Origin of the sequence: Kitasatospora sp. NPDC005751 (assembly GCF_040630835.1) — a bacterium.
In the GTDB taxonomy this organism is placed as follows: domain Bacteria; phylum Actinomycetota; class Actinomycetes; order Streptomycetales; family Streptomycetaceae; genus Kitasatospora.
Map to the genome: position 1 here is coordinate 1 of NZ_JBEXYC010000069.1, position 12,310 is coordinate 12,310.

At 76.3% G+C, this 12,310-nt stretch carries 1 protein-coding gene; it reads right to left on the reverse strand.

Going from position 1 to position 12,310, the window contains the following annotated elements; genetic code table 11:
* The coding region (locus ABZ497_RS32875) for a type I polyketide synthase (RefSeq protein ID WP_359810793.1) at positions 1–12,302 on the reverse strand (12,302 nt) is incomplete at its 3' end.
* Between the last annotated feature and the right edge of the window lie 8 nt (positions 12,303–12,310).

Consider the following 12,310-nt stretch of genomic DNA (forward strand, 5'->3'; position numbering starts at 1 on the left):
TCGACCTGCGCCGAGTGCGAGGCGTAGTCCACCGCGACCATCCGAGCCCGGACACCCTCGGCCTCGAACTCCGCCTTCAACTCCTCCAGGGCCTCCGGCTCACCCGAAACCACCACCGCCGACGGGCCGTTGACCGCCGCCAGCGACAGCCGCTCACCGAACCGGGCGATCCGCTCCTCCACCACCGCGGCGCTCCGGCTCACCGACAGCATCCCGCCGAGCCCGGCCAGCACCTTCAACGACCGCGAACGCAGCGCCACCACCCGGGCGCCGTCCTCCAGCGACAGCATCCCCGCGACGGTCGCCGCCGCGATCTCGCCCTGCGAATGCCCGACCACTGCCTCGGGCACCACCCCGGCGGCCTCCCAGACCGCCGCCAGCGACACCATCACCGCCCACAGCGCGGGCTGGACGACATCCGCCGCCTTCAGCTCCGGCGCGCCCTCGGCGCCCGCCAGGACCTCACCCAGCGACCAGTCCACATACGGCGCCAGCGCCGCCTCACACTCCGCCAGACGCGCCGCGAACACCGGGTTCACCGCAGCCAGTTCACGGCCCATCCCGACCCACTGCGAGCCCTGGCCGGGGAAGGCGAACACCGGCCGCGCGTCGGCCCGGGCCACCCCCGACACCACCGACCCCGCGGACACGCCCGCCGCCAGGCTCTCCAGCCCGGCCGCCAGCTCCGCGCCGTCCCCGCCCACGACCACGGCCCGGTACTCGAACAGCGACCGGGTCGCGACCAGCGACCAGGCCAGATCGGCCGGCTCCGCCCCGGGCCGGGCGGCCACCCACTCGCGCAGCCGGCCCGCCTGGCCCGCCAGCGCCTTGGGCGAGCGGCCCGACAGCACCCACGCGCCGGCCCCGGACGGCGCCGGCGCCGCGGGCTCGACGGCGTCGGCCGCCCCGGCCGCCGGTGCCTCCTCCAGGATGATGTGCGCGTTGGTGCCGCTGATCCCGAACGAGGAGACGCCCGCCCGGCGCGGCCGCCCGTTCGCCCGCCACGGCACCGGCTCGGTGAGCAGCCGCACGTGCCCGGCCGACCAGTCGATGTGCGGGGACGGCTCGTCCACGTGCAGCGTCCGCGGCAGTTCCTCGTGCTGGAGCGCCAGCAGCATCTTCATCACCCCGGCCACCCCGGCGGCCGCCTGGGTGTGCCCGAGGTTGGACTTCACCGACCCCAGCCAGACCGGACGGTCCTCGGGGCGGTCCTGCCCGTAGGTCGCCAGCAGCGCCTGGGCCTCGATCGGGTCGCCGAGCTTGGTGCCCGTGCCGTGCGACTCGACCGCGTCCACGTCGGCGGCCGTCAGCCCGCCACTGGCCAGCGCGGCCCGGATCACCCGCTGCTGCGAAGGCCCGTTGGGGGCGGTGAGGCCGTTGGACGCGCCGTCCTGGTTGATCGCCGAACCGCGCACCACGGCGAGCACCGGGTGCCCGTTGCGGCGCGCGTCGGACAACCGCTCCACCACGAGCATGCCGACGCCCTCGGCCATGCCCATCCCGTCGGCGGACGCGGCGAACGCCTTGGACCGGCCGTCCACGGCCAGCCCGCGCGCCTGGGAGAAGGCGATGAAGCCGTCCGGGGCCGCCATGACGGTGATGCCGCCCGCGAGCGCGAGCGAGCACTCCCCCGCCCGGACCGACTGGCAGGCCAGGTGCAGCGCCACCAGCGACGAGGAGCACGCCGTGTCCATCGTGACGGCGGGCCCCTCCAGGCCGAAGGTGTAGGACAGCCGGCCCGAGAGCACGCTGGTCGCGTTCCCGGTCATCACATGGCCGTCGATGCCCTCGAACTCGGACTCGCCTTCGAGGCTCATCCCGGCGTACCCCGACCCGTAGCCGCCGACGAAGGCGCCGGTCAGGCTGCCGCGCAGGGCGGCCGGGTCGATCCCGGCCCGCTCGAAGGCCTCCCAGGACACTTCGAGGAGCAGCCGCTGCTGCGGGTCCATCGCCAGCGCCTCGCGCGGCGAGATCCCGAAGAACGCCGGGTCGAAGCCGCTGACGTCCCGGACGAAGCCGCCCTCGCGGGTGTAGGACGTCCCGGCGTGCTCGGTGTCCGGGTCGTACAGGGCGTCGAGGTCCCAGCCGCGGTCCTGCGGGAACGGGCCGATCGCGTCCCGGCCCGAGGCCAGCAGCTCCCACAGCTCCTCCGGGCCGGCGGCGCCGCCGGGGAACCGGCAGGCCATGCCGACGATCGCGATCGGCTCGTCCGCCACCGCGGCGGACGGCCGGACCGCCGGGGCCGCGGCGGGCAGGCCGCCCGCGAGCTCGCCGCGCAGCAGCGCGGCCAGCGCGACGGGGGTGGGGTGGTCGAAGACCAGCGTGGCCGGCAGCCGCAGCCCGGTCTCGGTCCGCAGCCGGTTCCGGAGCTCCACCGCGGTCAGCGAGTCGAAGCCCAGGTCGGTGAAGGCCCGGGTGGGCTCGACCGCCTCGGCGGAGGCGTGCCCGAGCACCGCGGCCACGTGCGCCCGGACCAGGTCCAGCAGCGCCCGGTCACGGTCCTGGCCGGATAGCCCGGCCAGCCGGTGCCGCAGCGCCTCGCCGGCCTCGGCCCCGGTCCCGGCCGCAGCGGCGGCCCGCCGGACCCGGCCACCGGCCAGCGCCCGCCACAGCGGCGGGACGTCCCCGCTGCGGGCGGCCCGCGCCCGCAGGTCCGCCAGGTCCAGCCGGGCCGGCACCAGGACCGCCTCGCCGCGGGTGAGCGCCTCGTCCAGCACGGCCAGGCCCTCGTCCGCGCCCAGCGCCGCGACCCCGGACCTGCTGATCCGGGTCAGCAGCCGCTCGCCCAGCTCCCGGCCGATGCCCGCCTCGTGCACCCAGGGGCCCCAGGCCAGCGACAGGCCCGCCAGGCCGGCGGCCCGGCGGTACCCGGCCAGCGCGTCCAGGAAGGAGTTGGCGGCGACGTAGTTGCCCTGCCCCGGTGCGCCGAAGACGGCGGCGGCCGAGGAGAACAGGACGAAGTGCGCCAGGTCCAGGTCCCGGGTGAGTTCGTGCAGGTGCCAGGCCGCATCGACCTTCGGCCGCATGACCGCCGCCAGCCGGTCGGCGGTGAGGGTGCCGATCACGCCGTCGTCGATGATCCCGGCGGCGTGGAAGACGGAACCCAGCGGGCGGTCGGCCGGGATCGTGGCCAGCAGCGCGGCCAGCGCGTCCCGGTCCGCCACGTCGCACGCCACGATCCGGACCGGGGCGCCCAGCTGCGCCAGCTCGGCCGCCAGCGCGGCCGCCCCGGCGGCGGCGGGGCCCGAACGGCTGGTCAGCACCACGCCGTTGACCTGCCCGGTCACCACCAGGTGCCGGGCCACCAGGCCGCCCAGGGTGCCCGTCCCGCCGGTCACCAGGAGCGTCCGCGGGCCGTCGGCCGCGCGGCCCGCGAGGCGTTCAACCGCTGCTCCAGCGCCGGACGGACGGCCCAGCCGCCGGCCCAGCACGGCCGTGTCACGGAGGGCCAGCTCCGGTTCGCCGGTGGCGAGGACGCCCGGGAGAACGGCGATCCGCTCGGCCGTACCGGTGGCGGGCAGGTCCACCAGGACCAGCCGGCCGGGGTTCTCCGACTGCGCCGAGCGCAGCAGACCCCGGACGGCGGCGGCGGCCAGGTCGGCCACGGCCTCGCCCTCCCCGGCGGCCACGCCGCCCCGGGTGACGACCACCAGCCGGGCGTTCTCCAGGCGCTCCTCGGCCAGCCACTCCTGGGCCAGCGCCAGCGCGTCGGCGGTGCGGCGGCGGGCGGCCCCGGCCACGTCGCCGTCCTCGGCCTCCTCGGCCCCCGCACAGACCAGCACGACCTGCGGCTCGGCCCCGGCCGCCTCGGCCGGACCGGTGAAGGACCGGACCGGCACACCGGCCGCGGCCAGCGCCTCGACCAGACCGAACCGGTCGGCGCCGATCAGCGCCCAGTCCCCGGTCGGCTCCTCGGCCACCGGGACCTCGGCCACCGGGGCCCACTCCTCCACGAACAGCGCGTCCGACACCCCGCTGTCGGCGGCCCGCAGCTGCGCGGCCGACACCGGCCGGCTGACCAGCGACTCCACCGACACCACCGGGGAGCCGGCCGGGTCCACGGCCGTCAGCGCCAGCGCGCCCCGGGCGTCCCGCCGCAGCCGCACCCGCAGGACGGTCGCCCCGCTCGCGTGCAGCTCGACGCCCGTCCAGGCGAACGGCATCCGGACCTCGCCAGGCCCGCCGTCCGCGTCCGCGTCCGCCGGGGCCGTGCCCTCCAGCAGCGCGGCGTGCAGGGCCGCGTCGAGCAGCGCCGGGTGCAGACCGAACGCACCCGCCTCGCGCGCCACCGGCTCCGGCAGCGCCACCTCGGCGAAGACGTCCTCGCCGCGCCGCCAGGCGGCCCGCAGCCCGTGGAACGCCGGACCGTACACCTCCGCCAGCCGGACGGCGTACACCTCGCCGACGTCGAGCGCGGTCGCGCCCTCCGGCGGCCAGACCGACAGCTCCCCGGGGGCCGGCCGCTCCGCCGGGGCCGCGGCCACCGCGCCGCTCGCGTGCCGCGTCCAGTCCTGCTGCGGGTCGGACACGTCGGGGCGGGAGAACACCTCGACCGCGCGGCGGCCCTCGGAGTCCGCCTCGGCCAGCACCACCTGGACCTGGACCCCGCCGCCGTCGGCGGGCAGCACCAGCGGCGCCTGGAGCGTCAGTTCCTCCAGCAGGCCGCAGCCCACCTGGTCACCGGCCCGGACCACCAGCTCGACGAAGCCGGTCCCCGGCAGCAGCACCGTCCCGCCCACCGTGTGGTCGGCCAGCCAGGGGTGGGTCCGCACGGAGAGCCGCCCGGTGCAGACCAGGCCCGCGCCGCCGGCCAGTTCGACCGCCGCGCCCAGCAGCGGATGGTCCACCGCGCCCAGGCCCAGCGACGCCGCGTCCCGGCCCGCACCCACCGGCGACAGGGGCAGCATCCCCTGCGGCCAGTACCGCTCGTGCTGGAAGGCGTACGTCGGCAGCTCGACCCGCTCGGCGGCGGGGAGGACGGTGCGCCAGTCCACCGGAGCGCCCTGGACGAAGGCCTCGGCGAACGAGGTGACCAGCCGGGTCACGCCGCCCTCGTCACGGCGCAGCGTGCCGCAGACCGCGGCGGGCACGATGCCCGGGCCGGCCTCCTGGGCGACCTCCTCCAGCGTGTCGTTCATCGCGCCCAGCAGCACCGGGTGCGGCGTCACCTCGATAAACAGCTGGTGCCCCTGGCCCGCCAGCGTGCGCACCGCGCGGTCGTAGTGCACCGTGGCGCGCAGGCTGCCGTACCAGTAGGCGGCGTCCAACTCCTCGCCGGTCAGCGTCTCACCGGTCATCGCGGACACCATCGGGATCCGGCCCCGGCGCGGCGCGATACCGGCCAGGACCTCGGTGATCTCCGCTTCGAGGCGGTCCACCTGGGCCGAGTGCGAGGCGTAGTCCACCGCGACCATCCGGGCCCGGACACCCTCCGCCTCGAACTCCGCCTTCAGCTCCTCCAGGGCCTCGGGCTCACCCGAAACCACCACCGCCGACGGCCCGTTGACGGCTGCCAGAGCAACACGCTCACCGAAGCGGGCGATCCGCTCCTCCACCACCGCGGCCGACCGGCTCACCGACAACATCCCGCCCAGGCCCGCCAGCACCTTCAACGACCGCGAACGCAGCGCCACCACCCGGGCACCGTCTTCCAGCGACAGCATCCCCGCGACGGTCGCCGCCGCGATCTCACCCTGCGAATGCCCCACCACGGCGTCCGGCGCGACACCGGCGGCCTCCCAGACCGCCGCCAGCGACACCATCACCGCCCACAACGCCGGCTGGACGACATCCGCCGCCGTCAACTCCGGCACACCCGCCAGGACATCGGCCAGCGACCAGTCCACAAAAGGCGCCAGCGCCGCCTCGCACTCCGCGAGCCGTGCCGCGAACACCGGGCTCGACAGAGCCAGTTCACGACCCATCCCCACCCACTGCGAACCCTGCCCCGCGAACGCGAACACCACCCGCGCACCCGGCCGCGCCACACCCGACACCACCGACCCCGACGGCACACCGGCCGCCAGGCTCTGCAGGCCCGCGACCAGCTCCGCGCGGTCGGTACCGACCACCACCGACCGGCGCTCGAAGGCCGACCGCGTCGTCGCCAGCGACCACGCCACCTCCGCCGGCTCCACCGACGGCCGCGCCGACACCCACTCCCGCAGCCGCTCCGCCTGCGCCGTCAGCCCCTCGGCCGACTGGCCCGACACCAGCCAGGCACCGGCCCCTGACACCACCGGCGCCACGGCCTCGACCACCTCGGCGGCCTCGACGACCGCCGGTGCCTCCTCGACGATGACGTGCGCGTTGGTCCCGCTCATCCCGAACGAGGAGACCGCCGCCCGGCGCGGCCGCTCCCCCACCGGCCACGGCACCGACTCGGCCAGCAGCCGCACCTCACCCATCGACCAGTCCACGTGCGAGGAGGGCTCGTCCGCGTGCAGGGTCTTCGGCAGTTCCTCGTGCTGAAGGGCGAGGATCATCTTGATCACGCCCGCCACACCGGCGGCCGCCTGGGTGTGCCCGATGTTGGACTTCACCGAGCCGAGCAGCAGCGGCCGCCCCTCCGGCCGCTCCCGGCCGTAGGTGGCCAGCAGCGCCTGCGCCTCGATCGGGTCACCCAGCGTGGTCCCTGTCCCGTGCGCCTCCACCACGTCCACGTCGGCGGCCGACAGCCGCGCGTTCGCCAGCGCGGACCGGATCACCCGCTGCTGCGAAGGCCCGTTCGGCGCCGTCAGACCGTTGGACGCACCGTCCTGGTTCACCGCCGAACCGCGCAGCACCGCGAGTACCGGGTGGCCGTTGCGCCGGGCGTCGGAGAGCCGCTCGACCACGAGCATGCCCGCGCCCTCGGCCCAGCCGGTCCCGTCGGCGTCCTCGGAGAACGCCCGGCAGCGGCCGTCGGCCGACAGCCCCTGCTGCCGCGAGAAGTCGATGAACATGCCGGGCGTGGCCATCACCGTGGCACCACCGGCCAGCGCCAGCGTGCACTCGCCCGAGCGCAGCGCCTGGGCCGCCAGGTGCAGTGCGACCAGCGAGGACGAGCACGCGGTGTCGATGGTCACCGCCGGGCCCTCCAGGCCCAGCACGTAGGAGACCCGGCCGGACAGCACGCTGGTCGCGTTCCCGGTCAGCAGGTGGCCCTCGACACCGGCCCCGCCCTCACCCGCCAGGGTGAAGCCGTACCCGGACGCGTAGCCGCCGGCGAAGACGCCCGTCGCACTGCCGTGCAGCGCCGCCGGGTCGATGCCCGCCCGCTCCAGCGCCTCCCAGGAGGTCTCCAGCAGCAGCCGCTGCTGCGGGTCCATGGCCAGCGCCTCTCGCGGCGAGATCCCGAAGAACCCGGCGTCGAACTCCGTGGCGTCCCGCACGAAGGCGCCCTGCGCCACGTACGAGGTGCCCTCGCGTTCGCCGTCCGGGTCGTAGACGCCGTCCAGGTCCCAGCCGCGGTCGGTCGGGAAGGCGCCCACCGCGTCACCGCCCGAGGCCAGCAGCTCCCAGAACTCCTCGGGGCTGCCGGCCCCGCCCGGGAAGCGGCAGGCCATGCCCACGATCGCCAGCGGTTCGTCCACGGCCGCGGCCGCCACGAGGACCGGCCCCGGTCCGGCCGCGTCCCCGGTCAGTTCGCCCCGCAGGTAGCCGGCCAGCAGCAGCGGGGTGGGGTAGTCGAAGACCAGGGTGGCGGGCAGCCGGATGCCGGTCGCCACGCCCAGCCGGTTGCGCAGTTCGACGGCGGTCAGCGAGTCGAAGCCCAGGTCCTTGAACGACCGCCGGTCCTCGACCGCGTCCGCGGAGGCGTGCCCGAGTACGACGGCCACCTCGGCCCGGACGATGTCGGTGAGCGCCCGCTCCTGCTCGGCCCGGGTGAGCCCGGCCAGTCGCCGGGGCAGTTCACCCTCGGTCCGGGTGCCGTCCCCGTTCCCGGCGCCCCGGGCGGTCAGCCGGCGGACCTCCGGCAGCTCGCGGAAGAGCGGTGCCTCCCGCAGGTCCGCCGTGCCCTGCGCGGACGCCAGCTGGGCCCAGTCGACGTCCATCACGGTGACGACGGCGTCCGGCCCCTCCAGTGCCCCGCCCAGGGCGCGGGCGGCGAGCTGCGGGTCCAGCGGCGGCATCGGGCCGCGCTCGACCCGCGCCCGGGCCGCCGCGCTGGACTCGGCGAACCCGCCGCCGCCCCAGGCGCCCCACGCGACCGACAGGCCCGGCAGGCCGCGGCCGCGGCGGTTCTCGGCGAGGGCGTCCAGGTAGGCGTTGGCCGCCGCGTAGTTGCCCTGACCGGCGGCGCCCAGCGTGGACGCGGCCGAGGAGAACAGCACGAAGGCGTCGAGATCGAGGTCGGCGGTCAACTCGTCGAGCAGCAGCGCGCCTTCGGCCTTCACCCCGAGCACGGACGCCAGGCGGGCCGCCGAGAGGCGGTCGACCACGCCGTCGTCCAGCACCGCGGCGGTGTGCAGCACCGAGGACAGCGCCGGACCGGTCTCCCCGATCCGGGCCAGCAGCCCGGTCAGCGCCGACCGGTCGCCGACGTCGCACGCCACGACGTCCACTCCCGTACCCCGGGCGGCCAGTTCGGCGGCCGTGGCCGCGACCCCGGCGGCCGCGGGGCCGGAGCGGCTGGTCAGCACCAGCCGCTCGGCTCCGCGCTCGGCCAGCCACCGCGACACGTGCCCGGCGATGGCGCCGGTACCGCCGGTGATCAGCACGCTGCCGCGCGGCGACCAGGGGTCCCGGTCGCGAGTCTGCCCGGCCCGCTTGAGCCGGCGGCCGAGGATCCCGTCGGCCCGGATCGCGACCTCGTTCTCCCCGGCACCGGCCAGCACCGCGACCAGCCGGGCACCGGCCCGGTCGTCCAGCACCTCGGGCAGGTCGATCAACCCGCCCCACCGCTCGGGGTGTTCCAGACCGACGACCCGGCCGAGCCCCCAGACCTGCGCCTGCACCGGGTGGGCCGGCGCCTCGCCCGGACCGGCGGCCACGGCGCCGCGCGTCGCCGGCCAGAGCGGCGCGCCGATCCCGGCGTCGCCCAGCGCCTGGACGAGCGCCAGGGTGGCCGCCAGCCCGGCGGTCACCCCCGGGTGGTCCGGCACGCGCGTCTCGTCCAGGGCCAGCAGTGACAGCACACCGGAGACGGCGGAAGGCTCGACCGCCGCGGCCAGCAGCGCGGCCACCTCGGCCCGGTCCACGGCACCGGCCGGGACCTCGACCACGGCGACCTCCGCACCACGGGCGGCCAGCGCGGCCGCGCACGGCTGCTCGCCCGCGCCGGCCGGCACCACCACCAGCCACGTCCCCGACAGCACCCGCGCGTCGGGCTCCGCCACGGCCGCCCAGGCCGTCCGGTAGCGCCAGTCCGTGGTCACCAGGCGGTCCAGCTCGCGGCGCCGCCAGGACGCCAGCGCCGGCAGTACCTCGGCGAGCTGCCGCTGGTCCTCGATGGCCAGCGTGTCGGCGATGCTCGCCAGGTCCCCGTCCTCGACGGCCGCCCAGAACCGCGCCTCCCCCGCCGTGCCCGCACCGTCGCCGCCGCCCGCCGCCGGCGGCGTGAGCGGCACCACGCCCTCCGGCCAGAAGCGCTGCTGACGGAAGGCATAGGTGGGCAGCTCGACAGGCTTACCGGCCGGCAGAACCGAACTCCAGTTCACCGGCACGCCGTGCACGAAGGCGCGGGCGAGACCCGTGACGAAACTCGCGACGCCCTCCGCGTCGCGCCGCTGGAGGGGGACGAACACGGGCTCGTCCCCCTCGATCCCCGCCACCGCGTCCGGGCCGAGTGAGGAGAGCGACCCGTCCGGGCCGACCTCGACGAACACCGAGACACCCTGGCGGGCCAGCGTCGCCACCGCGTCCGCGAAGCGCACCGCCTGGCGGGTCTGGGCCGGCCAGTAGCCCGCCTCGGGCTCGGTGACCAGCTCACCGGTGAGCGCGCCCGCCCACAGCACAGCCGGCCGGTGGTACTCCAACCCATCGGCCACGGCCGTGAGTTCCCCCAGCACCGGGTCCATCGCCGGGGAGTGGAAGGCGTGCGAGACCCGCAGCCGCCGCACCCGGCGACCCCGCTCACGCCACAGCTCCACCACCTCATCGACGGCCTCGACCGAGCCGGAGACCACCACCGACTCCGGCCCGTTCACCGAGGCGATCACCACCCCGGGCACCAGCTCGGCCAGCACCTCGGACTCCGAGACGTTGACCGCAGCCATCGCCCCGCCGTCCGGCAGCGCCTGCATCAACCGAGCCCGCGCCGCCACCAGCCGCACCGCGTCCGGCAGCGCCAGCACCCCGGCCACATAAGCGGCCGCGACCTCACCCACCGAATGACCCACCACCGCGTCCGGCGTCACACCCGCGGCCTCCAGCACCGCCGCGACGCCCACCTCGAAGGCGAACAGCCCGGCCTGCGCGTACAGCGTCTGCTGCGCCAGCGCCTCGTCCACACCCTCGGCGCCGAGCACGACGTCCCGGACCGAGACGCCCAACTCCAGTTCCAGCAGCCCGCACACCCGGTCGAAGACCTCGGCGAAGACCGTGCTCGCCGTGTACAGACCCCGGCCCATGCCGACCCACTGCGAACCCTGACCGGCGAAGACCAGACCCACCCGGGCACCCGGCCGCGCCACACCCGACACCACCGCGGCCGAGGAGACCCCGGCGGCCAGGCTCTCGATGCCACCGACCAGTTCGGCCCGCTCGGTGCCCACCACCACGGCCCGGTGCTCGAACGCCGAACGCGTCGCCGCCAGCGACCACGCCACGTCCACCGGCGCCAGCTCCGGACGCGCCACCGTCCAGGCGCGCAGCCGGCCTGCCTGCGCCGTCAGACTCTCGGCCGTCCGGCCCGACACCAGCCACGCACCGGCACCCGCCAGCACCGGTGCCACGGCCTCGGCCCGGGCCGTCTCGGGAGCCGGCGCCTCCTCCACGATGACGTGCGCGTTGGTGCCGCTGATCCCGAACGAGGAGACCGCCGCCCGGCGCGGCCGCTCCCCGGCGGGCCACGGCACCGGCGCCGTCAGCAGCTCGATCTCACCGGCCGCCCAGTCCACGTGCGAGGACGGCACCTCGGCGTGCAGGGTCTTCGGCAGCTCCTCGTGCTGCATCGCCAGCACCATCTTGATCACGCCCGCCACCCCGGCGGCCGCCTGGGTGTGCCCGATGTTGGACTTCACCGAGCCCAGCCACAACGGCCGGCCCTCCGGCCGCTCCTGGCCGTAGGTGGCCAGCAGCGCCTGCGCCTCGATCGGGTCACCCAGCGTGGTCCCCGTTCCGTGCGCCTCCACCACGTCCACGTCGGCGGCCGACAGCCGCGCGTTCGCCAGCGCGGCGCGGATCACCCGCCGTTGCGAAGGCCCGTTCGGCGCGGTCAGACCGTTCGACGCGCCGTCCTGGTTCACCGCCGAGCCGCGCAGCACCGCGAGCACCCGGTGCCCGTTGCGGCGCGCGTCCGACAGGCGCTCCACGACGAGCATGCCCACGCCCTCGGCCCAGCCCGTGCCGTCCGCGTCCTCGGAGAACGCCCGGCACCGGCCGTCCGCCGACAGACCCTGCTGCCGCGAGAACTCCACGAAGGTCCCCGGCGACACCAGGACGGTGACACCGCCGGCCAGGGCCAGCGTGCACTCCCCCGAGCGCAGCGCCTGGGCCGCCAGGTGCAGTGCGACCAGCGAGGACGAGCAGGCGGTGTCGATGGTGACCGCCGGGCCCTCCAGGCCCAGTGCGTAGGAGACCCGGCCGGACAGCACGCTGGTCGCGTTGCCGGTCATCAGGTGGCCCTCGACGCCGGACCCGGCCTCGGCGGACCAGGAGACCCCGATCCCGTAGTTGGACGCGAAGCCGCCCGCGAACACCCCGGTCGCGCTCTCCCGCAGGGTCGCCGGGTCGATGCCCGCCCGCTCCAGCGCCTCCCACGAGGTCTCCAGCAGGAGCCGCTGCTGCGGGTCCATCGCCATGGCCTCGCGCGGTGAGATGCCGAAGAACCCGGCGTCGAACCGGGTCGCGTTCCGCAGGAACGCCCCCTGCGCCACGTACGAGGTGCCCTCGCGCTCGCCGTCCGGGTCGTAGACGCCGTCCAGGTCCCAGCCGCGGTCGGTCGGGAAGGCGCCCACCGCGTCACCGCCCGAGGCCAGCAGCTCCCAGAACTCCTCGGGGGTGTCCGCACCCCCCGGGAAGCGGCACGCCATTCCGACGATCGCCACCGGCTCCGCCGTCTGCTCCTGCACCTCGCGCAGTCGGGCGCGGGCGTCCTGGGCGTCTGCGATGGCCCGCTTCAGGTAACTACGGAGCTTGTCCTCGTCGGACACGGTCATCTCCCAGC